Origin of the sequence: Clostridium estertheticum (genome assembly GCF_018861295.1) — a bacterium.
In the GTDB taxonomy this organism is placed as follows: Bacteria; Bacillota; Clostridia; order Clostridiales; family Clostridiaceae; genus Clostridium_AD; species Clostridium_AD estertheticum_D.
Genome location: NZ_JAHLDM010000016.1, coordinates 1 through 25013, shown reverse-complemented (window position 1 = coordinate 25013; position 25013 = coordinate 1). Strand labels below are relative to the sequence as shown.

28 protein-coding genes are annotated in these 25013 nt (G+C 31.4%); 6 read left to right on the top strand and 22 right to left on the bottom strand.

What is annotated here, in order from left to right:
* Nucleotides 1-3: 3 nt before the first annotated feature.
* The 5 genes from KPL54_RS15465 to KPL54_RS15445 form a co-directional block, all read right to left on the bottom strand.
* Nucleotides 4-1458 carry a nicotinate phosphoribosyltransferase gene (locus KPL54_RS15465; protein ID WP_216107411.1) on the bottom strand — a complete coding sequence of 485 codons (1455 nt, stop codon included), beginning with the start codon at nucleotides 1456-1458 and terminating at the stop codon, nucleotides 4-6.
* Nucleotide 1459: 1 nt separating this feature from the next.
* Entirely contained in the window at nucleotides 1460-1981 is a 522-nt protein-coding gene (locus KPL54_RS15460) for a cysteine hydrolase family protein (RefSeq protein WP_216107410.1), read from the bottom strand.
* 201 nt (nucleotides 1982-2182) lie between these two features.
* On the bottom strand, nucleotides 2183-2752 hold the full coding sequence (locus tag KPL54_RS15455; RefSeq protein WP_216107409.1) for an HD domain-containing protein: 570 nt from the start codon (nucleotides 2750-2752) through the stop codon (nucleotides 2183-2185).
* Nucleotides 2753-2777: 25 nt separating this feature from the next.
* Nucleotides 2778-2972, bottom strand: coding sequence for a hypothetical protein (locus KPL54_RS15450; protein ID WP_216107408.1), 195 nt, complete (start codon nucleotides 2970-2972; stop codon nucleotides 2778-2780).
* An 87-nt stretch (nucleotides 2973-3059) separates the two neighbouring features.
* On the bottom strand, nucleotides 3060-3917 hold the full coding sequence (locus tag KPL54_RS15445) for an NAD-dependent protein deacetylase, SIR2 family (protein ID WP_253203495.1): 858 nt from the start codon (nucleotides 3915-3917) through the stop codon (nucleotides 3060-3062).
* A 140-nt stretch (nucleotides 3918-4057) separates the two neighbouring features.
* Between KPL54_RS15445 and KPL54_RS15440 the strand changes: the two genes are divergently transcribed.
* The gene (locus KPL54_RS15440; RefSeq protein WP_216107407.1) at nucleotides 4058-4495 is read left to right on the top strand and encodes an Rrf2 family transcriptional regulator; all 438 of its coding nucleotides are present in this window, start codon (nucleotides 4058-4060) and stop codon (nucleotides 4493-4495) included.
* Nucleotides 4496-4705: 210 nt separating this feature from the next.
* Here KPL54_RS15440 and KPL54_RS26540 read toward each other — a convergent pair whose 3' ends face one another.
* From KPL54_RS26540 to KPL54_RS15420, 5 genes are all read right to left on the bottom strand, one after another.
* Complete coding sequence (locus tag KPL54_RS26540) at nucleotides 4706-4837, bottom strand: hypothetical protein (RefSeq protein WP_257786552.1); 132 nt, start codon at nucleotides 4835-4837, stop codon at nucleotides 4706-4708.
* A gap of 58 nt (nucleotides 4838-4895) precedes the next feature.
* Nucleotides 4896-5135: a hypothetical protein gene (locus KPL54_RS15435; protein WP_151553359.1), complete on the bottom strand. Its 240-nt coding sequence runs from the start codon at nucleotides 5133-5135 to the stop codon at nucleotides 4896-4898.
* Between the two features lie 508 nt (nucleotides 5136-5643).
* Nucleotides 5644-6471 carry an NAD-dependent protein deacetylase, SIR2 family gene (locus KPL54_RS15430; protein WP_216107406.1) on the bottom strand — a complete coding sequence of 276 codons (828 nt, stop codon included), beginning with the start codon at nucleotides 6469-6471 and terminating at the stop codon, nucleotides 5644-5646.
* The gene (locus KPL54_RS15425) at nucleotides 6458-7447 is read right to left on the bottom strand and encodes an NAD-dependent protein deacetylase (protein ID WP_216107405.1); all 990 of its coding nucleotides are present in this window, start codon (nucleotides 7445-7447) and stop codon (nucleotides 6458-6460) included. The genes KPL54_RS15430 and KPL54_RS15425 overlap by 14 nt, the downstream gene beginning before the upstream one ends.
* Before the next feature lie 174 nt (nucleotides 7448-7621).
* Complete coding sequence (locus KPL54_RS15420) at nucleotides 7622-8035, bottom strand: hypothetical protein (RefSeq protein ID WP_071613698.1); 414 nt, start codon at nucleotides 8033-8035, stop codon at nucleotides 7622-7624.
* 845 nt (nucleotides 8036-8880) lie between these two features.
* Between KPL54_RS15420 and KPL54_RS15415 the strand changes: the two genes are divergently transcribed.
* A complete protein-coding gene (locus KPL54_RS15415; RefSeq protein WP_216107404.1) occupies nucleotides 8881-11040 on the top strand; it encodes a methyl-accepting chemotaxis protein in 2160 nt (719 codons plus the stop codon).
* Between the two features lie 148 nt (nucleotides 11041-11188).
* Here KPL54_RS15415 and KPL54_RS15410 read toward each other — a convergent pair whose 3' ends face one another.
* A complete protein-coding gene (locus KPL54_RS15410) occupies nucleotides 11189-11695 on the bottom strand; it encodes an N-acetylmuramoyl-L-alanine amidase (protein WP_216107403.1) in 507 nt (168 codons plus the stop codon).
* A 167-nt stretch (nucleotides 11696-11862) separates the two neighbouring features.
* On the opposite strand from KPL54_RS15410, the gene KPL54_RS15405 reads away from it, so the two are divergent.
* The gene (locus KPL54_RS15405; protein ID WP_309245391.1) at nucleotides 11863-12375 is read left to right on the top strand and encodes a DUF4883 family protein; all 513 of its coding nucleotides are present in this window, start codon (nucleotides 11863-11865) and stop codon (nucleotides 12373-12375) included.
* Between the two features lie 66 nt (nucleotides 12376-12441).
* On the opposite strand, the gene folK is transcribed toward KPL54_RS15405, so the two are convergent.
* The 6 genes from folK to KPL54_RS15375 all read right to left on the bottom strand — a co-directional run bounded on the left by folK (nucleotide 12442) and on the right by KPL54_RS15375 (nucleotide 17463).
* A complete protein-coding gene (gene folK, locus KPL54_RS15400) occupies nucleotides 12442-13260 on the bottom strand; it encodes a 2-amino-4-hydroxy-6-hydroxymethyldihydropteridine diphosphokinase (RefSeq protein WP_216107402.1) in 819 nt (272 codons plus the stop codon).
* Nucleotides 13261-13300: 40 nt separating this feature from the next.
* A complete protein-coding gene (gene folP / locus KPL54_RS15395) occupies nucleotides 13301-14107 on the bottom strand; it encodes a dihydropteroate synthase (RefSeq protein ID WP_216107401.1) in 807 nt (268 codons plus the stop codon).
* 41 nt (nucleotides 14108-14148) lie between these two features.
* Nucleotides 14149-14655, bottom strand: a complete 507-nt coding sequence (locus tag KPL54_RS15390; protein WP_268037559.1) for an HD domain-containing protein — start codon at nucleotides 14653-14655, stop codon at nucleotides 14149-14151.
* Nucleotides 14656-14670: 15 nt separating this feature from the next.
* Nucleotides 14671-15444, bottom strand: a complete 774-nt coding sequence (locus KPL54_RS15385) for an aminotransferase class IV (RefSeq protein WP_216107400.1) — start codon at nucleotides 15442-15444, stop codon at nucleotides 14671-14673.
* Between the two features lie 66 nt (nucleotides 15445-15510).
* On the bottom strand, nucleotides 15511-16860 hold the full coding sequence (gene pabB, locus KPL54_RS15380; protein WP_216107399.1) for an aminodeoxychorismate synthase component I: 1350 nt from the start codon (nucleotides 16858-16860) through the stop codon (nucleotides 15511-15513).
* A gap of 9 nt (nucleotides 16861-16869) precedes the next feature.
* Complete coding sequence (locus KPL54_RS15375) at nucleotides 16870-17463, bottom strand: anthranilate synthase component II (protein ID WP_216107398.1); 594 nt, start codon at nucleotides 17461-17463, stop codon at nucleotides 16870-16872.
* A gap of 219 nt (nucleotides 17464-17682) precedes the next feature.
* On the opposite strand from KPL54_RS15375, the gene KPL54_RS15370 reads away from it, so the two are divergent.
* On the top strand, nucleotides 17683-18516 hold the full coding sequence (locus KPL54_RS15370) for a PHP domain-containing protein (protein ID WP_216107397.1): 834 nt from the start codon (nucleotides 17683-17685) through the stop codon (nucleotides 18514-18516).
* A 235-nt stretch (nucleotides 18517-18751) separates the two neighbouring features.
* Here the strand turns inward: KPL54_RS15370 and KPL54_RS15365 are convergent, their stop codons facing one another.
* The 3 genes from KPL54_RS15365 to KPL54_RS15355 form a co-directional block, all read right to left on the bottom strand.
* On the bottom strand, nucleotides 18752-20158 hold the full coding sequence (locus tag KPL54_RS15365) for an aminopeptidase (protein WP_216107396.1): 1407 nt from the start codon (nucleotides 20156-20158) through the stop codon (nucleotides 18752-18754).
* A 112-nt stretch (nucleotides 20159-20270) separates the two neighbouring features.
* Nucleotides 20271-21191, bottom strand: a complete 921-nt coding sequence (gene hprK / locus KPL54_RS15360) for an HPr(Ser) kinase/phosphatase (RefSeq protein WP_216107395.1) — start codon at nucleotides 21189-21191, stop codon at nucleotides 20271-20273.
* A 36-nt stretch (nucleotides 21192-21227) separates the two neighbouring features.
* Nucleotides 21228-21395, bottom strand: a complete 168-nt coding sequence (locus KPL54_RS15355; protein ID WP_071615011.1) for a DUF896 domain-containing protein — start codon at nucleotides 21393-21395, stop codon at nucleotides 21228-21230.
* Between the two features lie 329 nt (nucleotides 21396-21724).
* Between KPL54_RS15355 and KPL54_RS15350 the strand changes: the two genes are divergently transcribed.
* Nucleotides 21725-21901, top strand: a complete 177-nt coding sequence (locus tag KPL54_RS15350; RefSeq protein ID WP_216107394.1) for an aspartyl-phosphate phosphatase Spo0E family protein — start codon at nucleotides 21725-21727, stop codon at nucleotides 21899-21901.
* A 31-nt stretch (nucleotides 21902-21932) separates the two neighbouring features.
* Here the strand turns inward: KPL54_RS15350 and KPL54_RS15345 are convergent, their stop codons facing one another.
* Nucleotides 21933-22331: a hypothetical protein gene (locus tag KPL54_RS15345; RefSeq protein ID WP_216107393.1), complete on the bottom strand. Its 399-nt coding sequence runs from the start codon at nucleotides 22329-22331 to the stop codon at nucleotides 21933-21935.
* 109 nt (nucleotides 22332-22440) lie between these two features.
* Nucleotides 22441-23619 (bottom strand): FprA family A-type flavoprotein, encoded by a 1179-nt coding sequence (locus KPL54_RS15340; protein WP_216107392.1) that lies wholly within the window; start codon nucleotides 23617-23619, stop codon nucleotides 22441-22443.
* A 325-nt stretch (nucleotides 23620-23944) separates the two neighbouring features.
* Between KPL54_RS15340 and KPL54_RS15335 the strand changes: the two genes are divergently transcribed.
* On the top strand, nucleotides 23945-24781 hold the full coding sequence (locus tag KPL54_RS15335) for an SDR family oxidoreductase (protein WP_216107391.1): 837 nt from the start codon (nucleotides 23945-23947) through the stop codon (nucleotides 24779-24781).
* Nucleotides 24782-25013: the final 232 nt, after the last annotated feature.

The following is a 25013-nucleotide window of genomic DNA, read 5'->3' as shown; positions in this document are numbered from 1 at the left end:
ATGTTATCCTTCACACTGAGATTCATGGAGCATTTTCATCTTTAATTCATAGTAACAAGGACTCATATCAAGATAATGTTTATGTGGATTTTCAAATCGCTGCTCTTCTTTCCAAATTTCCTTTTCTAACTGTTTCTCTACATAACTGCGAATCTCATCTAGATTACGCGCCTTATATACCCGTTTCCCATCTTTCACTACAAGTTGCTGCAATTCTTTTACTGTACAGTTTTTAAAATATCGATTTTCCCATGGCTTTTCTGGATCAACATATCTATATGATTTATTCATATCAATAGTTTCGTCTGCTTTGGTGATTAAATCTGCTATTGCATTTCCTTCTTCACAGTAGACACGATATACTTTTTTAAGTCCAGGATTGGTAATTTTCTCAATAGTTTCTGATATCTTTATCCTAGATACAAATGTTTCATTTTCTTCCACCGCAGCAATCTTATATACTGCACCAAATACTGGGTCGCTTTTAGCTGTAATTAAACGCTCTCCTACACCAAAACCATCAATGTCGCCACCTTGGCTTAAGATCGAAGTAATGGTATACTCATCCAAGCTATTTGATACTAAAATATTACAATCTTGAAGACCAGCTTCATCAAGCATAGCACGCACCTTTTTAGATAGATATGCAAGGTCTCCCGAATCTAGTCGTACACCCTTTAATCGTTTCCCCATTGGCTCTAAAACATCTTTTGCCACTCTTATAGCATTTGGGATCCCAGAATGAATAACATCATATGTGTCTACTAGAAGCACTGCTGCATCTGGATAATTTTCTGAGTAACTCTTAAACGCCTCATATTCATCTTTATAAAACATTACCCAGCTGTGTGCCATGGTTCCACTGACAGGCATACCAAATTGTTTTCCTGCCATGATGTTTGAGGTACTACTAGCTCCACCTATATACGCAGCTCTTGCACCATAAACAGCTGCATCGATATTATGGGCTCGTCTTGCACCGAAATCAGATACCGCCCTACCTCCAGCAGCACTAACAATTCGCCTTGTTTTTGTAGCAATTAAAGATTGATGGTTGATTTGTGTAAGAATTGCTGTTTCTACTAACTGAGCATCAATGAGGGGCGCTATTATTGTAATTATTGGTTCATTAGGGTACATGATTGTTCCTTCCTCAAAGGCATAAATATCCCCTGAAAACTTAAAATTCCTTAAATATTCCAAAAAGTCTTCACTAAATAGGCTCATGGAGCGAAAATATTCTATGTCATCTGAATCAAAGTGCATATTTTCTACATACTCTATTATCTGCTCTAGACCTGCAAATATTGCAAAGCCTCCTTTATCTGGGTTTTTGCGATAAAATACATCAAATGCAACTCTCTTCATTTCATTTTGCCTAGCAAAATACGCGTTTGCCATAGTCATTTCATATAAATCCATCATCATGCTTATATTACGTTTATCAAACTGTATCATCTTATTTTCCTCCTCTCACTTCAATTTGACACATCTTCATTGCATACAGTGCGTTTTTATGACTCTCAAAAGTCGTACCCACACAGCAGGATGCATCAACTAAAATCGGAACCTCGGGCATTTTAGCTTTCAAAATCATTGCATTTGAAATAACGCAAATATCTGTACAAAGTCCTATTACTTCTATAGCCTCTATATCTTTCATCTCACCAATCAATTCTGCAAGTTTTAATGAGCCAAAAGCCGGCTTCTTAATCACCTGGCATCCACTTACATATACTCTTTTTGAGATTTTCCAGCCAGATGTCCCTTCTATACAATGCTCAATAGGTAACTTTTGTCCTTCCTGCGTCTTAAGGTAATCTCTGGTATGGGTGTCTTGTGTATAAATGACTGTTTCACCAGCTGAAAGGTAACTGTCAATCTTAGCTTTTACAGAATCAACAATCTGTAAAGCTTCCTTTGTACCAAGGGCTCCATCAATAAAATCATTTTGCATATCAGTTACTACTAGAACGTTCATCTTTTAATCACTCCTCTATAACACAGTTGTAATATTCATTATCAAACTATTTATCTTTCTAAGGAATATCACATTTTTTACTATTTTAAATATCTTTATTTGTTCCTTTACTCAAATACCATTATGGAATATGTAATTCTTACTACAAACAGATTTTAATTTAAATTACAAACTATTTTAATACTTCTAAATACGCATTATCTACTCACTGCTTTTCTTCAAAAGGTATTTTGCAAAATCAACAAGTTTAGATGCTTCCTTTGTTCGAAGCATATTCACCTCCAAGCCATCTGGACCTAACCTAAAACGATCTAATCCGTCAGAATCCTTGAATATCTTATATAACAATATGCAGTTTTCGCTTAAAGCAGGCGACTTTTTAATCTCTGCAACACCAAGCGCATCGTCTCTATCATGATAAGCCATAACATAATAAGTCCTTTCATCAAAAGAAATATCATATTTAGAATAGCTTTCTTTATAATATTCTGCTGCCCGCTTTCCATGTCCTGTATCCAGCCAGTCATCTAAGCGGCGAGAATCATGAAAAACAGCTGCCATGCTTAGTGCATTCATTTCTTCATCACTCAAACCAATTTGATGTGCTATTATAAGTGCCAGCAATAACACACGGGCACAATGGTGTTTTGTGTGCATTTCACTATCAATAAAGGAAAACTCAACATTTTTCTCCATGAATTCATACCATTTTTTATAGCGCTCTGCAACTGGCTGGCATGTAGGATTATCTAAAATATTTTCCAAAAACATTTTTATCTTCCTCTCTATATAAAAATTATTTACCTTGCACTTTAATACGCAAATTACTAAGTACATTAGCAATATCGTCTGAAATTGCCATAGCTCTTCCTTGCAGATCTTCCGGCGCACTGGTTTTTTTATGGTTTACACTTACATAGAATGTATTTTTATAACTAGCAGTCATCTTCCAAAAATTCATAATCACAAGCCTATGGCCATATAAGCCCAACGTCCCTCTCTAGTTGAAAATCTGTAATAAAAACCATTAAACATATTATCTATAACATACTTTTCCTGCTAATGTTTTTTTAATTTACTACATACTAGTTATTTTTTCTTTTAATAATGTTAAAATTTCTGTCATGTCACCATCCACCCCAAAAGACTTATGTTTAATAACTTCTGGAATATAGATTTCACCCTTGTTAACTGTGACATATGTTGCATTTGGTTCTTGGTTAACAAGATTCATAAGCGGTGCCTTTATCATTTGGTTTCTACAACCAATACCCAACTCTAATACTACTAGCTCCTTTCCATGATATTTATTTACAAATGATTGGAATCTTTTCTGACCATCAGAATCTGGAATAAAATTATGATCTGTTGCTACGTGAATCTGCATTTCTCTACCACAAACTGGGCACTTAGGAATCATTTCAGATGTTATCTTTCCTGTTTGTTGTACTTCTGCCATTTTCTTTATCACATCCATTGATGGATACAATGTGTCATGGCATCTATGAGCACACTGCATAGAAAACCAATTTCCTTCTATTTCATAAATCTGTTCATTCTCCAATCCTGCTAATGAAAAATGCCCTTCTCCATTAGATGTAACAATGAAATACGGTTTATCCATTATAATAGACTTAAGACTATCCATAACCGAACTTCCATGATAAGTACCGCTATAATGCCAGATTAACCTGCTCAAATAAGTCCATTTTTCCTCTTCCTTAGGAAATTTAAAAATGCTCGCCTCAAGAATATTGGAAAATCCATACTTTTCGATAAAATCAGGAAATAATTCTTGAAAAGCTTGATCTCCTCCAAACAAATGTAAGCCTTCACAAATAGAAAATCCATTGCTTGCACCAATCAGAATAGCATCTGATTCTTCAATTTTTTCTATAATTTTTTTAATTTGCTGCGAGTAGTTCAATTTATCCATCTTTAACCGCTCCTTATCTTCCTTGACTTCTTTTGAGGTTGCTGATAATATTAAATTAACAGCAATTTCAGTGTAACATCACACTTTTACAAAGTCAAGTAGCTGTTAAAAATATTTTAACAACAAGGAGCATTATTTTTATGAAATATTCAACTAAACTAAGCCAGGCAGTACATATATTAGTTTTTATTAAAATTAATCCATGTTCTAATTTAAGCAGTACAGCTATCGCCAAAAGCATTCAGACAAATCCCGGATGCGTAAGGCAAATCATGATGAAATTACGAGAAACAGGATTATTAAACAGTGTTACCGGACATGCTAAACCATCATTAGCAAAAGAAGCTGCTGATATCACGATTCTAGATCTCTACCGTGCTGTAGAGGGTAACAAGACTCTATTACACCTTGATACGCAAACCAATCCCGATTGTGGTGTGGGTACGAATATTCAGCTTTCATTACAGAAATATTATGATGAAATCCAAGAAACTGCTGAACATAAAATGAAAGAAATCACATTGGAGCATATTATTGATCTTTATAATAAAAATGTAGAGCTATCCTACACTAATTAATTAAATAAATAATTTTGAAATAAAATATTTTTAGAGAACAAAGGTGTCTGCGACACACTCCTTCGGAGAAATTATTAATAATTAAAGTAAAAACCATAGAAATTACTGTTCCTCTATGGTTTTCTTAATTATACTTGTGATTTTTTCCACATATGCCATTGTATTCTTTTAGTGGAATAACTCCGCCACATTTTAAGTATTTATATGGTATCATCCCTCCAACCATGTTGTTATCGGCTTTATTTTACCATATACAACTCCTTGTACAATTTCATATATTTCTATCGTATTTTCTAACTTTTCTTTGCCTTCCTGTATAGATTTCTCTTTAAAATACACCACAGCCACACCCCGTCATGATTGTAACATCACAATTCTCACCGATGAAAAAATCGTTATATCATGCAGCTTTGTGTTTTTCCGGTGTTACACCTGTACAACACGAAGCATCCACATAAATCGGGATTTCCGGCATATAAGCTTTCAGTAAGAGAACATTGGTTACCATACAAATATCCGTACATAATTCAACCAATTCTATACTTTCTATATCTTCAATCTTTGCTTTTCTTTGAAGTTCCTGCTGTCTTCCGTCAAGCTCCCAGCCTTCTGGAATCATAAAATGCGAATGCCTGTGCAAGAACTTCCATTTCATCAGTTTACCTTCTTTCAAAACACAACATTTTCCCAGTGAATACTTTGTGTCTCGTTGCTCATTGTCAATAGTTCACTCTCCGCTTCGTAGCAAAAAGTGCGAACAATGATAGAATACATTCCTGAAAGATTCTGTGTTATGCAAAATGGCTCAAAAGAAATTATTCTGTCCTTGCCAACAGATTGGGATACAGTATTTTCTTCTCCAAAGATTTTCGTCACATTCACTCCTGTTTCTTCTTCTATTTCACGACGAAAGCTTGAAAAACACTTTAATATTAACGAATCTTACCAATAGGAATTTAAATCAATCCATTTGTTGTTCCTCCGTCTGGTTTTTGTCTGGTCTGAATTAAAATATACTTTTCATCACAAACCTGCTTTTCATTGATTGAGGTAATTCATACTTTTACAAGTTTTTCTTCCATACATAGTTCTCCTAACGCTTTCAATTTTTAAATACGCTATTTGAAGCAATAATCAGTCAATAAATATCACATCTTATCTGCTATCTCTTTTAGAATTTTTTCCATATCTCCATCCAACCCAAAAGACTTTGCCTTAATCTCATCCGGTAAGTAGATTTCTCCCTTATTTACAGCAACATAGGTTACATTCGGCTCTTCAGCAGCCCATCTCATAAATGGTGCCTTAATCAACTGATTTCTCCATCCAATTCCCAGCTCTAATATGACCATATTTCTGCCATGATACTTTTGTATAAACTCCTGAAATCTATTATGCGCTACTTCATCAGGAATAAAACCTTCCCCAGCACCATGAATCTGCATAGGTCCGCCGCACTTTGGGCATTTGGGTACAAGTTCTGTGGGGATTCTGCCATTTCGCTCTACTTCACTCATTTTCTTAATAGCAGCAAATGCAGGATATAATTCTTTATGACAAGGCTTTGCACATTGCATTTCCTTCCAACTTCCTTCAATTTCATAAATACAGTCCGGTTGAAATCCTGCAAGTTCAAAATGGTTTTCTCCGTTGGAAGTAACCATAAAATAAGGTTTATTTCCAATAATTTTTTTTAAAGCATTTGTATTTTCGCTTCCTGTATAATTGCCACTATAATGATTGGCAAGTCTGCTAATAAATGTCCACTTTACTTCCTCTGAGGGGAATCTTGTATACATTCCTTCTAAGATATTTCTAATTCCGTATGTTTTTTTAAAATCTCCAAACAGATTTTCAAATTTCTGATTATCTGCGAAAATATGCAGACCCTCAGAAATAGAAAATCCATTGCTTGCGCCAACTAATATGGCATCTGTCTCCTGTATTTTCTTTGCTATTATTTCATATTGATTCATAAATACACCTCTTCATTTTAACTTTTTTTACAGCTTCCAATACATCCACTATGCTTCCAACAATTGCCATTCCATTGTCTTCAATTTTCTCTGGAATTAATTCATACTTATCATTGACAGCAATGTAATATGCATCTCTTAGACTTTCTGTCAGTTCCCAAAATGGCTCCTGAATAAACATCGGTGTCATGCGTCCTACCCCTAATTCAATAAACAATATCTTTTTGTCTTTATTTTTTTGGATATAGTCCGATATTTTCTGATACTGCTCTTCATATTTCTTTCCCTGCAAGAAATTACCATAGCCTCGTACCCATGGAAACATTTCTGCACCACAGTGAGAACAGTGTGGAATCAGCTCTGTTGCAACCTTAGTACCTTCTCCCATGGAATCAATCATATCCTCTACCGGTTTTACTGCATCCCAAGTCTCATCACAGCATTGTCTGCTGCATTGAAGGAAACGATGATCTCCCTGAATCTCACTTACTATTTCCTCTTTATAGAGTTTTACAAACTGTGTATCCTGATTCGTTGTCAAAATATGAAAATCCTTACCCTTAATGATTTCATCCAAATCCTTGTACGGCTTTCTAATAGGTGCATGTACGGTGGTATATAAAAAGGTTGCCAGATATCCCCAATGTTCTTCTCTTGTGGAAAACTGATGCATAATACCTGCGAAAGCGCCATTAAATCCATACTTTTCTGCAAACTTTCCAAAATACTCCCTATAGGATGGTGTATCATCATAATAAAAATCTCCACCACCCGCCGCAGATAAACCAGACGCACCACCAACTACAATGCATTCCGCTTCCTCTATCTTTTTTACAAATTCTTCTATCTGATTCTCATATGGTAAAGCTTTCTTTTTACTCATCTTTACTGCGGTTCCTCCAGAAGCATAAATTCCATAATTTCCTGAATAATTTTTCCTCTGTGTTTTCATTACTAAATCTTCATAAAAGCTCATTCTATTTCACTCACTTTCTATATATTTTATTGTATCCGGCAATCAATATTCGGAAAAAAACTCCAATTAATGTACTTTTTGCAATTTTTCATTATACACACCATGCCTATTATCAATAGCAGACACAATGTTAGGATAATTACTACATATTTTAGAATACAGGAATCTCATACTCTATGGTTCCTGAATAAACATTGGCGTCATCCTTCCTACACCGAGTTCCAGAAACAAAACCTTTTTATTCATATTTTTTCTAAGGAAATCACTTAATTTTTGGTGCTCTTCTTTATATTTCTTTCCTTCCAAAAATACACGAGAGCGTACCCATGGCTCAAGTTCTGCTCCACAATGAGGACAATGCGGACCCATTTCTGTTGGAATTTTCAAAGCCACATCTATTTCCGCATTAATTTTGTGAAGTAGTTCCACGGAATCGTAGAGTTTATCATGACATCTTCTATTACACTGTAAATATTTCCAATCCCCTTGAATAGCACTAATTTTCTCAATAGGAAATACTTTTTCAAACTGTGTATCCTGATTAGTTGTGAGAATATAATAATTCTTATCTTTTAGTAGCCATTGCAAATCCTCATATGCTTTTCCAACTTGTGCATCTAATATACAACATCCCGAACGTGCAATAAATGCCCAACGTTCTTCGCTGGTGCGATATGGATAATAGAATCCATCAAAAGTATTATGAAAACCGTATTTATTTTCAAATTTGCTGCGAATAGTTTAATTTATCCATCTTTAACCTCTCCTTATCTTCCTTGACTTCTTTCGGGGTTGCTGATAATATTAAATTAACAGCAATTTCAGTCTAGCATTGCACTTCTGCAAAGTCAAGTAGCTGTTGAAAATATTTTAATATCAGGGAGTATTGCTTTTATGGGATATTAAACCAAACTAAGTCATGCAGTACACATATTAGTTTTTATTAAAATTAATCAAAATTCAGATTTAAGCAGTATAGCTATTGCCAACAGCATTCAGACAAATCCTTATGAAATTACGAGAAGCCGGATTATTAAACAGTGAAAGAAATAACTTTGGATCACATCATTAACCTATACTATAAAAAGGTAGCTCAATTCTATTGTAGCAAATTGAATAATTCTGAATTTTAGTATTTTTAGGAGAAATTAATTAATTTTCAGTTAAAGTAATCTTTATTCCATACGTGTTGGTAACAATCTTTACAACTTCTTTGTCTTTTTCATCATAATATTAAATTTGCTTATGCTTTCCTCTAATATAATTATAATAAGAACTTTAAACATTATTTGTTTTTTTTTATAAATTCATACAAAATATTTTTATAAAAAAGGAGTTACATATTTATTGTCGAACTATATAGATAAATATGATTTATTTAACAATTTATACATCAAATTACTATAATTATAGCAAACAAGGAGAAAATAACTATGAAAAGAAAATTTTTAAAGAAACGAAAATCAATAAAATCAGAAAACCATACAAAAAATCGCTTCAAAAATATCAATAAGAATGGACTTATAAACAATAAACTTATTAAGACTTTTAAAATAAAAGGTGGCTTATTTAAGCGTCTAGTGTTAACGTTTACTGTATTATCTCTAATAACATTATCAATATCAGCCTTACTTACCTATCAAGTTACTAAGCAAAAGGTATCAACAGATTTTGAAAATTCCACAATGCAAATCCTAAATCAAAATAAAAACTATATTGATATAGTAGATGCATCCCTAGAAGAGCTATCCATGCAAGTTTTATCTAACAAAGATATAAGTAATAGTTTTAATACCATTACTGGAGATCAATATAATAAATGGCAACATATACAAAAAGTTCAAGATAGTTTGAATAATTTAACCAGTAACTCTAAATTCATTAAAAGTATGTACATATTAAGAGATAACGGTTTATCTATATCTTCTGGTGGAAATGTAGATGTAAGTAATAGCGATACCAATACTGTTAAATATTCTGCTTTTAAAACTTCAGAAGATTATACCAATATAATTAAATCAGATGGTAAGTCACAGTGGACTAATGTTCAAGTTGACACTTTTAATACTAGCCCAGATAATAAAAATATTAGTCTTATGAGACGATTAATATCTACATCTAGTTCAGAATCAGCTCCTATTTTAAAAATAAATGTAGACCCTCAAGTTTTTTCTTCTTCTATAAAAGATGCTAAGATAGGTAAAAATGGTTATATGTTTATAGTAGATCAAAAGGGACAAATTATAGCACACAAGAATCCAACTTTTTTAGGAAAGAAAGTAGATTCCACAATCTGGTCTAAAATAAAAAGCCTAAAAGAAGGTTCCTTTGAATATAAACAAGCAGGAAAGAACATGTATGGCGTTGAAAGTTCTTATGATACTAGGGGATGGAAAATAGTAGCAGTCGTGCCAAAAACGGAGTTAGCCTCTACTGCAAATAGCGTGGGTGCTTTATCAATACCGATAATAATTCTTTGCCTAATTTTTACAGCCATCCTTTCAGTTTTCACTACTCGCAAAATAACAGAACCTATATATGATATCATTGAGGTTGCTGAAAAGGTTTCAAACGGAGACTTTACGGTTAAAACAAATAAGTATGCTATACATGAAATAAACGAATTAAGTCTTAATTTTAATAATATGATAAAGAAATTAAAAGAAATGCTTTCCTTAACAGCGGGACTTACTAAAGAAACCACAGACTCAGCTGCTAAAATTTTAAATTTATCTAATACTATTACTGATAGTTCCAAAGAAGTTGTTATAGCCGTTGAAGAAATTACTAGTGGTTCTTCAAAACAAACAGAAGAAACTATTGGATGCTCTAAAATATCTGATGATTTTAATAATGAAATAACTAGTTCAATTTTTTCTCTTGGAAATGTAACTAATGCTACTAAAGCATCTATTGACATTATTAATGAAGGCACAAATATTATCAACAACTTAAGTAAAACTTCTGAAAATAATTCAAATGCTATGACAAAGGTTGCAAGTACAGTTGAAACTTTAAATGTTAATACTAAGAGCATACTTACAATATTAAACAAGATTAACGACATCACTAAACAAACAAATTTACTTGCCTTAAATGCTTCTATAGAAGCGGCAAGAGCGGGCGATGCTGGCAAGGGATTTTCAGTAGTTGCAAACGAAATAAGAAAACTAGCAGATAAGTCTCAAAATGCTTCTTCAGAAATAGGGACCATTGTAGATCAAGTTAATCAATCTATAGGAGCCTCTTTAGAAATATCTGAAAATGCTAAAAAGCTATTTAAAGAGGAACTAGTTCAAGTTAGCAGTACAATAACATCCTTTGGTAAAATTAAAGAATCAATTTCAAATATTTCAAGTGCTATGGAAGTTAGTATGAACTCCATTAATGTGATTGATGAAAGTAAAAATCTCTTAAATGATTCTATTAATAGCATTGCATCAATTTCTGAAGCGAATACTGCAGCAACAGAGGAAGTCACAGCAACTATTCAAACTCAAGCGGAGTCAAATAACTTAATGAATTCTTTGGCTGAAGGATTGAATGATAAGGCTAATGAATTGATAAAATTAATAAATAAATTCAGGTTTTAAGAATAATAAATTTTATAAGAATATAAATACTTCTATATAAACGGACAGCCTTCTGGTTGTCCGTTTTACTCATTACATAGTTTATGTTTACTGATATTATTCCTAGTACTTTTATTGTATTAAGCTATGAAAATGAGTTTCTTTCCTTTTAAAATCTAGTTATTCCATTTACAATAGCATTTGCTATGTTTTCTGCATTAAACCTTTCCATATCATCTTTAGAATTCAAAAATCCCACTTCCACAAGTATTGCAGGCATTTTTGTGTGTTTTAGTAAATATAAAAAACTTCCATCTTTTACTCCCCTATTAACATATCCCAGCTGGGCTATCTCATCTACAACTCTTTTAGCCGTTTTTTTACTTGATTCTGCTATTGCAAATACTTCTGTTCCGTCTCCTCTTCCTCCATTGAAATGAATAGACACATATAAATCCACATTTTCTTCATTTGCCTTATTTACCCTTCTATAAAGTGAATTACTTAAACTAGAATCAACACTTGGAGTGCAGTACACTACCTCATGCTTAAGTTCTTTAAGCTTTGCTATTACCTTAACTCCAACCTCTTTATTTAGCTCATCTTCTTTTCTTATACCCACATATCCTATATCTGAGGGTGGGCAATTGTGACCAATATCAATACCGTACTTCAAAGCAATCACCTCCATACTTTTTGCTCTAATCTTAGGGTAATTTTTCAACCATATTCTACAATATGCCAAGGTATCGATTTTGTGTACTAAAATATAATTATCCAACATATTTTATTTATAGGGACATAAATAATGTGTTTAGTAACTGCAATTAAATAAGGTACTTAATGGATATAATTAAAGGATGTGATTATTTGAGAACTAATATGAAGAAATATATTTTACTAATAATGTGTATTTCCTTTTCCTTAAGCCTCTTCGGATGTAAATATAATTTTAATAAAAGCATTTTCATCAAAAATAAACCAAGTAATTATTATTATACCAAGTTATTAATGAATGATTTATCTTCAGAGACACCTAAGGAACTTTATGCTCTATATATGAATTTTTATAAGAAAAAAGATTTTACAAAGGAGTATTCAACTATATTAGTCAATTTCTTTAATTCATTAACTAATACTAGCTTCATAGATAAGCCGACAAACTTACCTGCTAAACCATTATATAAAATATTTTTGACATTTAGTAAAGACAAATACGTATTAAATATATATAACGAAAGATATATCTCCATATACCCCTGGGATGGTGATTACAAAATGGATTACATTGACACAAGTAAACTGTTCAAAGCTTATAACCTCTACGGTCTATGCAAATACCTTATACCTAAATAATGAATCTACTTTTTCAATAAAAATTATATTATCACATTAAAAGCAAATAAAAGATGAAATAAAAGCCTACTGCGCTTTTATTTCATCTTTTATTTGAATCATAGTTTTATTCAAAATTGGGTGCAAAACATATGGTGCTATATCACACATTGGATCTATTACAAACATTCGCTCATGCATTCTTGGATGAGGCAATATTATTTCTTCTAATGAACTAATTACATCATCAAATAATAATACATCTAAATCTACTGTTCTAGGACCCCATCTTATAACCCTTTCCCTTTTTAATTCCTTTTCAATGGATAGCAGGAATCTTACAAGTTCTAATGGGTTTAAAAGTGTTTTTACCTCAATGACACAATTTAAAAAATCTTCCTGATCTATATATCCCACAGGCTTTGTATTATAAAATTTTGATGTTTTTGCTATTTTGGTATTATAAGAATTGTTTATAAGCTCTAAAGCACTTTTCACATTTTTATCCTTATCCCCCATATTTCCACCCACGCCAATATATGCAGTATGCCATTTTCTATCTATTTCTACAGCTGCATAAAGAAGCGGCCTTCCAATGGGAGCCCATGGCTTTTTTATTTTAACCTTTACTCTTTGAACTAAATCATAATTTAATAGTATAAATTCGGCTACTTTCTCTGTAGCTTTCTCTATTAAATCATAATTTTCCTTTTTAAATTCCTCTTCAACCTTGTGACAAAGGTCTCCATAATGAACAGTTTTTGTTATGTCATCAGAGATTCCTGCCTCTCTTAGACTTAAAAATAGCTCTATAGAAATTAAAAACCGTTGTCCAAGTACCTTTTCCTCTTGAAAAACTCCATGATGAGCGTAGACTTCTAAGTCTTTTATGTACATTTTATCCATAGTATTATCTCCTTTTTATATCCAGTGTACAAATACTTATCTAACTTTTACATATAATATCTGTTAAAACACAAACCCTTTTATTCTCTTTTATATCGTGTACTCTTATAAATTCGCAGCCCTTCATTATCCCTATAGTTGTAGTTGCAAGTGTTCCCTCAAGCCTTTCGCTAGTATCTAGTCCCTGCGCAATTCCTAGCATAGATTTTCTTGATGTTCCAAGGAGCACCGGATACCCTAAGTTTTTTAACTTTTCTAGGTTATTCATTGTTTTTAAATTATCCTCATAACTTTTAGCAAAACCAATACCTGGGTCTAAAATAATATTTTCTCTCCTTACTCCAGCATCTAGAGCAATAATTATACTTTCACCTAAATCATTTATTATATCTTGCATTAAATTTTTATAGTTTTTATTATCACGATTGTGCATTAAACAGCAAGGTACATTATACTTAGCAGCAACTACCGCAATATATGGGTCCATCTTAAAGCCCCATATATCATTAATCATGTCTGCCCCAGCCTTTATTGCGAGCTCTGCAACTTTTCCTTTGTATGTGTCCACAGAAATGGGAATATCTAGTTGTTTCTTTAATTCCCTTATAATAGGAACTACTCTTTTAATTTCTTCTTCTTCACTAACATCTTCATGACCTGGCCTTGTAGATTCTCCACCAATATCAATAATATCTACTCCCTCTGCAACCATTATCTTAGCACGGTTTATAGCTGAGCTGATATCATTAAATCTGCCCCCATCTGAAAACGAATCAGGAGTAACATTTAAAATTCCCATTATGTAAGTCCTTTTGCCTATTTCAAAATCTTTATTTCCTATTATCATAAATTTCCCCCTAAAATTTTATTTGCTTTATATAATCAGTTCTAATAATTAATCTTAAAATTCCTCTTGCCTAAAGGCCATTTACATCCCTCACTTGCCTCACAATGGACACAATCTCTTGAAAGTTTATCACATTTATATAATAAATTACTCAAACCTTCAAAACTCTCAGTGTCATTTCTATGATTTCCTATAGCTTCTAAAATTTCATCTATTTCCTTATCACCATATTCACACTGGTGCAGTATTTCTTTAGCAATTAGTACACTGGCAATATTATGGGCTGTCCCGTTTTCATATTGCTCTCCCCTACCTATATCATGCAAAAGTGCAGTTGTATAAACTATGTATTTTGGTATATCAAAATCATTTTCCAAACTAATTATATACATAATTCTTGCCACATCTAAAAAGTGTTGCATATCATGTTTGCAGTATTTTCTGTTTTTTTCTAAGTCTTCTATTTTCCTTAAGTTATACTGAAATATATTATTTTTTATAATAAGATCTACTTTGTCATCTATTAAACTGTTATTTATGATTCCCACCCCTTTAGAGTAGCCTTAACCCTTGTATCTTTGTACATATGTATCGTAATACCTTTTTATTTCAGATACAACTGTGCTTTGATTAAGAACCTTATCATCAATTTTACTTACCTTCATTATGCCCATAATACTATTAGTTATAAATACACCCTCAGCATCCACCAATTGATCATATGTAAATTCTCCTTCCTCTACATTAAATCCCATAGCTGATGAATTTTGAATAACAAACTCCCTCACAATACCTGGTAGTAAACCACATTTAATTTTAGGAGTATATATAATTCCATTCTTAATAAAAAATATATTGCTTACCGCTCCCTCACTTAAAAATCCATCAGTATTTAAAAATAATGCCTCATTATATCCTTTATCTATAATAATACCTCGTTCAATTATATTTTCCACATAATTAAATGATTTAACATATGTCAAATTAGAATATGCATTTCGCCTAACTTCACTTAACCCTAATGAATATCCGTTTTCATAGTCACTCCTCTTATATGGAACTTGCCTTGTAGTAATTACAGTATTTTTTTCAGATACCATAATTTTAAATACGCAATTTTTACAATTAAGTTTTAAAACAGCCTCATAAATTTCTTCCTGGGTAATTTTTTTATTTACTCCTAGTGTATTCAGCCCGCTGTTTAACCTTTTTATATGATTTGCAAGAAGAATTGGCTGTTCTTTGACAAGTATTGTCTCAAATGCTCCCCTACCGAAGAAAAATCCACTATCTAAAGATAGCTTATCCTCGTTCTCTTCATCATTCATAAGTATCATAATACCCTCCTTTTTCGGTGCCACCCACGTGGCAAGTGGCAAGTTTCATTATTCTTCTTTTGTAATTTATAGGACTCTCATTAATGCCCTCGCCTTATCTATAGTTTCATCATATTCCGATTTTTCGTTAGAATCCCAAGTTATGCCTCCACCTACTCCGAAATAGGCTTTATTTCCCTTTATTAAAATTGTTCTAATAATTATATTCAAATCTACATTCCCGTCAAATCCCAAATATCCAAGAGCGCCCGTATATATATTTCTCCGCACAGGTTCTAATTCCTCGATAATTTCCATGGAACGTATTTTAGGTGTACCAGTTATGGATCCTCCGGGGAAACATGCTTTAATGCATTCGATTGGACCTACTTCCTCTTTTAATTTACCTACTACTGTAGATACCAGATGAAAGACTGTACTATACTCCTCTAATTTAAAAAGCTGTGTTACTTTAACTGAATTAGGTTTGCAAACCTTGCTTAAATCGTTTCTCTCTAAATCAACCACATTTAAAAGTTCAGCTTTATCCTTTTCACTATTTATTAATATATTTTTATTTCTGTCGTCCTCATCTACATCTTTACCCCTTGGCATAGTTCCCTTTATAGGTCTAGTTTCTACCATTCTATCCTTTATACTTAGAAATCTTTCTGGGGAAGAACATATTATATTAAAGTCCTCAAAATTCATAAAAGCAGCAAATGGTGCCGGATTTATATGTCTTAAATCTTTATATATTTCATATGCGTTTCGCTTTATGCTACAACTATACCTTTGTGATAAATTTGTAATATATATGTCTCCACTTTTTATATAAGCTCTTACCTTTGATAGAGTATTAATGTACTTACTTTTTTGAAAATCCGAAGTAAATTTATTTGTTATGTCTCCTACTTTTTCATATATAACTTTATTACCATTTTGTATACGGCTTTTTATATCTTCTATACTGTCTTTCTGAGATTTAAGTATTCCTAGTGCAGATATATAAGTGTTTTTTTTAAGATTATCTATAATAATTATATTATCATAAAAGTTATAACAGCAATGAGGTATATCCATATCCTCCTTTGCTATATTCGGTAACTCTTCAAGTTCTCTACCTAGGTCATATGAAAAATACCCCATACCACCAGCCACAAATGGTAGTTCTGTATTATTTTCTATATAATATTCTTTTAGAATCTTATTTAACTCTTCAAATGTATTCCCTTCATATGCTTCACAGCCAATATTACACATACCATTTTTACTTTTAAATTTTAAAAAACAATTAACTCCTATAAAAGAATATCTCCCTAATGTTTCTTTATCCCTAACACTATCTAATAATATAGTATCAAGATCTTCTTTAAATAAAGAATATATATCAAAACCATCAAGTTTAGTATGTACTTTTTCAATTGTCAGTTTCATTTCTTCTCCTTAATCTTTAACTAATTTGTTTTGACTTCTAACTTCAATAATAAAATTTTTAAGAATTTCGTGTCCATACTGCGTAAGCTCAGCTTCTGGGTGAAATTGTAATCCTTCTATAAAATATTTCTTATGTCTTATTCCCATTATAACTCCATCATCGGTTTCACTAGTAATTTCTAATACCTCAGGTAGCGAATCTCTTTCCACTATTAATGAATGGTACCTTGTAACCTTCATTGGACTCTTTATATCTTTAAAAATATATTTCCCACTATGTTTAATTGCGGATACCTTCCCGTGCACAGGTTCACGTCCAGGGACGATTTTACCACCAAACACCTTAGCAATAACCTGATGCCCTAAACATATCCCCAAAATAGGTATGTACCCTTTAAATTTTTCTACTATCTCCATACATTTCCCTGCATATTCCGGAGATTTTGGGCCTGGAGAAATAATTATTCCTTCTGGCTTAATTCTCTTTATATCAGCTAATGTAATCTTATCGTTTCTATATATTAATACCTGCTCACCTAACTCTTCAAAATATCTAACTAGGTTATATACAAATGAATCATAATTATCTATCATTAAAAACATAAACGATCTCCTATTCTCTTATAATTACCTATTATATCAAATAATTTACACAAAATCATTAGTAATAAAATATTGAAAGCGACTAATATACTTTATAGTCACCAAAATAAATTTCCTTTAATAACTAATAATAATTATTATTTATAACAAACCCCTTTTAATATACGTAAAGATTGGTTAAAATGGTACTATGTTAAACAATAAGTTAGAGGTGATTATATGTACAACAGAGGTGATTTCCATCTTCATACAAATGCATCTGATGGAAAACTAAGTCCTAAGGAATTAATTCACGAGGCTTCTTTAAATGGATTAGATATTATTGCAATAACTGATCATGACACTACTTTAAATGTCGAGGAAGGAATTAGAGAAGGTATAAATAATAATATAAGGGTAATACCTGGTATAGAATTATCTACAGTTCATAATAATGAAAGCATCCATGTTCTTGGATATTTTAAAAACGATGAATATAAAAATTTAGATTTTCAAAATTTTTTAAAAGATATAGAGGATTCCAGAGTATTTAGAGGCAAAAAAATAGTAGAAAATCTAGATCTATTTTTCAAAATAAAATTAGACTACCAAAAAGTTCTAGATCAGGCAAAAGGGGTAATAGCTAGGCCACATATAGCTAAAGCCATAATTGATGCTGGTTATAAATATGATTGGAACTATATATTTGATACTTTTCTTTCAAACGATAGCCCTGCATATGTGCACATTAAAAGAATCCCAACAGCTGATGGTATAAGCCTATTAAAGAAGGTTAACGCATTAGTTGTACTTGCACATCCAGTTTTAATTAAAAAAACTTCTATAGATGAGATGCTAGGATTTGATTTTGATGGTATTGAAGCAGTTTATCCATTAAACACAAAAAAACAGAAATCGCTCCTAAAAGCAAAAGCTAAAGAATACAACAAGTTTGTTACTGCCGGTTCAGATTTTCATGGAATTTCAACATCTGACACAGGTCATGGCCTTGTTGGATGTGTTTCCTTAAGTAATGAAGAACTAGCTATCTTTGTACATAAACTAGAATCATAAAAGGAGATGTTTTCACATCTCCTTTTTTCCTTTAGAAAGGTAAAGAAAGTATATATTACGTAAACTGCATTTGATCAAGCGTTGGTAATTCTTAGATGATTTCATGGAAAATACGTTAAGAAAAGTACATGTTTGAGCGAAAGCGAGTTTGTACTTTTTAGTATTTTTTAATAAAATCAGCTTAGAATTACTAAGCGTTGTGAATGCAGTTGTAGTAATATATACTTTCTTATTTTTATGCCTCTATTAAAAATGCTTCATAAGCTCTACATGCTTCATAGATATCTGCTTTACTTGCAATTTCCCATGGTGCATGCATATTATGAAGAGCAACTCCTGAATCAATAACCTGCATGCCATACTCAGCTAATATATAAGCTATAGTACCTCCACCGCCTTGGTCTACTTTTCCAAGTTCCGATGTCTGCCATGTTATATTATGCTTTTCCATTATTCCTCTAAGTTCTGCAATAAATTCTGGATTTGCATCGTTACATCCGCTTTTTCCACGAGCTCCAGTATATTTGTTTAAAACTATACCTTTACCAAAATATGCAGAATTACGTTTCTCCATAACTGATGGAAATGTTGGGTCATATGCAGCAGTTACGTCTGAAGACAACATTTTTGAATTTGCAAGTGCCCTTCTTACTTTTAACTCACTGTATTTTCCGAGTAAATTAACAACTTCAGCTACTGTATTTTCAAAAAATTTTGATTGCATTCCAGTTGCGCCAATACTTCCAACTTCTTCTTTATCAACAAGTAAAACTATACATGTTTTATCTGTTTGCTTCATGTTCATTAATGCTTCATATGAAGTATAAGCACAAACTCTGTCATCATGCCCATAAGCCATAACCATGCTGCTATCTAGGCCATAATTTCTAGCCCGCCCTGCAGGTACTACTTCTAATTCTGATGATACAAAGTCTTCTTCATCTATACCATATTTATTATTTAAAAGTTTTAATATATTTAACTTTACTCTATTTTTAGCATCTTTATCTTTTATTGGTATACTTCCCATAAATACATTCAACTCTTCGCCTTCAATAGCTTTATCTAAAGTTTTTTTCATTTGATCTGCGGATAAGTGAATTAGAAGATCCGAAATTCCAACTACTGGTTCTTTTTCATCTTCTCCTATTACTACATTTACCACCGTTCCGTCTTTCTTAACTACAACACCATGTATAGCAAGAGGCAAGGTAACCCATTGGTATTTTTTAACACCACCGTAGTAATGTGTTTTAACTAATGCTAAATCTGAATCCTCATATAGTGGATTTGGTTTTAAATCAAGTCTTGGTGAGTCAATATGAGCACCTAAAATTTTAAAACCCTTTTCAATAGGCTCAGACCCAATTAAAAATAATGCTAAAGTTTTTCCCATACTACTTGCATAAACTTTATCACCAGCTTTTAATTTAGTACCCTCTTTTATATAAGTATCAATATTTTTATAACCATTTTTTTTAGCAAGTGTAATAAACTCTGTTACACATTCTCTTTCGGTTTTGCATTTTGACATAAAATCTATATAATTATCCGATAATGTAAATACTTTTTCGAGATCATTTTTATTATATTTGTCCCAAGCTACTTCATATGTTTTTTCTAAACTTTTAACATCTGACATTTTTACTACCTCCATACAATAATTACTTTTCGCATCTACTATATTACTAAATTTTACCTACGATTGCAAATATTAAATCTATTTTGTTATTTGATTTTTACTATAATTTTAGTTAATCAACACGTGCTTTAGTTACTTCCTCTATTCTCATATTTATAGTTTCTACAGGTGTTATCTTAGAATTTAAGCTATATATATAATTAGCTGCTGCAGCTTCAATAATAACTGCTATATTTCTCCCAGGCCTAACTGGCAACGTTATTTTCCTTAACTTCACACTTAGTATATCCATAAATTGATCATCAATACCAAGCCTATCATATTCCTCGGTCTCGTTCCACTGCGTAAGCGAAATAAGTAAACTAATAGTCTTAGTATTTAAAACTGAACTCATTCCATAAATTGCTGGAATATCTATTATTCCCATACCTCTTACCTCAAGCATTCCAGAGGTTATGTAAGGACATCTTCCGAGTAACACACCATCAACTTCTTTTATGTCTACTGCATCATCTGCAATCAACCTATGGCCCCTCTTTATTAATTCTAAAGCACATTCACTTTTACCAATTCCACTTTCCCCAGTTACTAATATTCCTATACCATAAACATCTAATAGGACACCATGAAGCCTTGTTTCTGGCGCTAACTCTGCATCTAGGTAATTAGTAAGTTTACTACTAAATCTTGTAGAAATTGATTTTGTTCGTAAAAGCCATTGACCATTTTCCTCTGCCGCCTTAATAATTTCCTTATGAGGCTGCAAATCTCTAGTCAATATAACACAAGGCGTTTCCAATTTAAAATATTTATTTAATCGTTTCTGCCTAAGGTCTTCTTCCATACAATCTAAAAAACTCCACTCTGCCATGCCTATTAGTTGCACCCTTTTGTTACCAAAATATTCATAAAAGCCGGCAATTTGTAATCCCGGTCTATTAATATCACTAACATTAATTAACTTTCCCTTACCACCTTCTACCAAAACTTCTAAACTAAAATGTTCTATTAGCTCCTCTATGGTAACAGCCAAAATAATTCCCCCATTCCTAATAATTTATTGTTCATATTATACTTTTTTAATTGTATCTAGTTGCGCGCGAAAATTTCTTTTAACATTATCAATATACTTTTGTCTTAATTCTTTTTGCTCTAATATTTCTTCATCAGTAAGCTTTTCTTCTTTGCTTTTCTTATAAAGATAATTTATCCTATTAGTTAATTCATCTGTATTAATAATATCACACCTCTATTATTTTGACCTATTTTATTATATTAAATTACTTTATACATAACTAGTAGCTATCAAACATATTCTACTTTTTATGATTGTATTACAAAAACTTTAAGACTTTTTTCGTCATTTACATATTATTCCAAGTAGCTTTTTTCAACACCTACATGCTTTATAATGTTATTTTTTACCATTTCTTCATCCTGCATTTCATAAGATTATAGCATATTTTGTAATTTGTTATATTTTAATGACTAACATTAAATTTAACATACTTAGAATAATATGGTATTATGTACTTGCCTCACAAATACATAAATAAGGAGAAATACATGAATATTAAATTGAAAATTATAAATAAAGAATTAGAATCATTAAGATCATTGTTACATTTTTTACTAAATCATAAAAAACCAACTGATAAAATGGTTGTATGTTGCAGTCAGCAATTAGATGAAGTTATAGTTAAATATCAAAAAATTAAAGCTACTTGTAAGAAAGCAGCTTAATACATCCACTTTTTTTGGTACAAGCATAAATTTAGAAATCTAGTTCAAGCAAGATATCATCAGTATCAATATCTGATTCTTTACCATAAAAAACTACAGCGAATTCATTAAATTCATATGCATCCTCGGATATATCACAGCCAATGAATTCGTATTCAATTTCCATTTTTTCAGCACATTCTTCCATAATATCTTCAACATTATCTGCTGAAATATCACTTAAATAAGGAAGAAAAAATTCTTCATACCAATCTTCTTTTTCTTCTTTGAAATTGCCTTCATCATCTGCATAAGATGTAGCTGCCTCAATTTCTGCATCATCATAATAATATTTGAATTTAAGAGCTATGGTTCCTTTTTTATATTGAATTTCAGCTATATCACTTAAATCATTTTTGCTTAAAAAATTTACTATATATTGTTTATTCAAATATATCGCCTCCATACATCATTCTTTATAAAAAAAAAGAAAGATTTCACTATGAAAGTGAGATTTTCTTTTTTATTATATAACTTTGTAAACTAATATTTATTAGTAATTATTTATTTAAAATCTCTAAGTACTTCTCTACAAAACTATCAGCTTGTTCAAACTCTTTTTTGTCTGGTACAAATTTGAACTTAAGTCCTTCCTCTACAACTTTAAATTTCAAAGATTTTAATCTTTGTGTAAGCATAGGAACTCCCTCTCCACTCCATCCATATGAGCCGAAAGCCGCTGCAACTTTGCCTTTGTTAGTTATTGGGCATACAAGTGATAAAACGTCCCATGCAGGCTTTACCGCATCTTGATTAATGGTTGGTGATCCAATCATAATCCCAGATGCTTTTTCAACCAATGATACAATATCAGTTAATTTCATAGATGTAATTTCATGAGCCTCGGCCTTTACACCCGCATCATTAATTTTTTTAGCTATATATTTTCCCATCTCTTCTGTATTATGATAAGCGGAAATATAGAATATTTGAATGTTTTTTTCTTTTATTTCATAAATTTTAGCCCATTGTCTATAAAGATCTATATACATTTTAACATCATTTATATGCACAGGTCCGTGACTTGGTGCTACTATATCTATTTTTAAATTTTCAATTTTATCAAGTCCTGAATTTACGAATTTCTTAAAAGGTCCCATTATAACCTCAAAATAATATTTCATCTCATCAAAATAATCACCGGAGCAAGCATCCGTTATACAATTAGTTGGTGAATAATGACAACCCATTACATCACAAGTAAACAATATTTTTTGTTCCTTAACATATGTAAACATTGTATCAGGCCAATGTAAATTAGGTGCTGATATAAATTGTAATGTGTTTTTTCCTAATGATAACTCTCCTACTGCTGGCTGGCTAATAAATTCTTTATTCATAATTTCTTTTAAATAAATTATAGCAGCTTTTGATGCAACAACAACAGCTTCTGGATAAACTTCTAAGAGTTTGCTTAAAGAACCACTATGATCAAGTTCAGTGTGTTGAACAATTATATAATCAACTTTTTTCTCTCCAATAACACCTTTTATCTTACTTAAAGATTCATCAAGAAAGCCATTTTTAACGGAATCTATTATAGCTATCTTTTCATCATCTATTAAATATGAGTTATATGTAGTTCCTTTTTTTGTTTCCATTATAATATCAAATACCTTGAGCTTTGGGTCATTTACCCCAATCCAATAAATATTGTCTTTTAATTTTGTTGTTTCCATCTTAAAAATCCTCCTCAAACTTCTTTAAGTAGATAATTATTGCCTTTTCTATTTATCTACATAATTATATGCTTCTTATTATAATTTATTTTACCACATTTTCCAACTCTGTTCAACTTTCTTCAGCTAATAATGGTTATTAACTAGCATGTATTTTGTATATATGAAAATACTTCTTTTAAATAGTTTATCACTTAAATATTATAATATTCTCTAGAAATTTTTTTAATAGTTTTTATTTTAAAAAATATCTAATATCCAAAATACTTAATAATATTATTATTGTGTCATATACTTTAATAGAATGAATTTTCAGGAGGGATCTATGAATATTTTAATAACTGGTGCAAATGGTAATATAGGAACTTATTTATGTAACGTATTGTCAAAATCACATACTGTATATGGATTAGATAAAACTGAGCTTAACATAGTAGACAAAATAAGTACTAAAAAAACCTTAAATTTATTAAAACCAGATGCCGTAATCCATACTGCAGCCATAACTAATAAATATATTTGTGAATACAATGAGACCTTAGCCTATGATGTAAACACTGTAGGAACATTAAATATTGCTAATTGCTGTAATGACCTTGATATACCTATAGTATACCTCTCTAGCACAGATGTATACGGTGATAATAATTCAATGCCTTATAGAGAAATTGATGAATGTTTTCCACTAAACACATTTAGCAAGAGTAAGCTTGGTGGAGAGGAGTTAATTCAAACTATTTGTCAAAAATATTTTATTATTCGCAGTTCAACTATATTTGGTGGCAATGATTGTTTTGTTAGAAAACTCATAAATGGAAAACATTCAGCAATTTATTTGTTTTCAAATCCAACTCTTTGTGTAACTTATATTGAGGATTTAACTTTAGCTATCCAAAAATTATTAGGAACTGATAAATATGGGGTATATAACTATACTAATGAGGGTTGTATATCAAAATCTAAACTAATAAATAGCATAATAGAATTTGGCAATCTAAATATTCCTTTAATTGTAAGTTCAGATAAGCTTTTATCCAATCTCATTCGTGAGCCTAAATATACTTGCACAGATAATTCACATATAAAAGAAGCTTTGGGTATTGATATTTCTCCTTGGGATGATAGACTTCGCGAGTATATCAATAAATGTCTTAAAGAATAAATAATCACATGTATTTCATGTATCAAATTTTCCTTAGGTTATGCTATAACAAAAAGTATATATTGCTTAAAATGCGTTCACATCGCTAATAAATTCTAAAATTTAATATATTTGTAGCTGCTAAAAAACATAAACTCGCTGTAATCTGTACCCTTTGTCAAGGACAATTAGAAAAAAACTATGCTAAATTACTAAGATGGTTTCTGTATTGAACAGGAGTCATCTTTTTCAA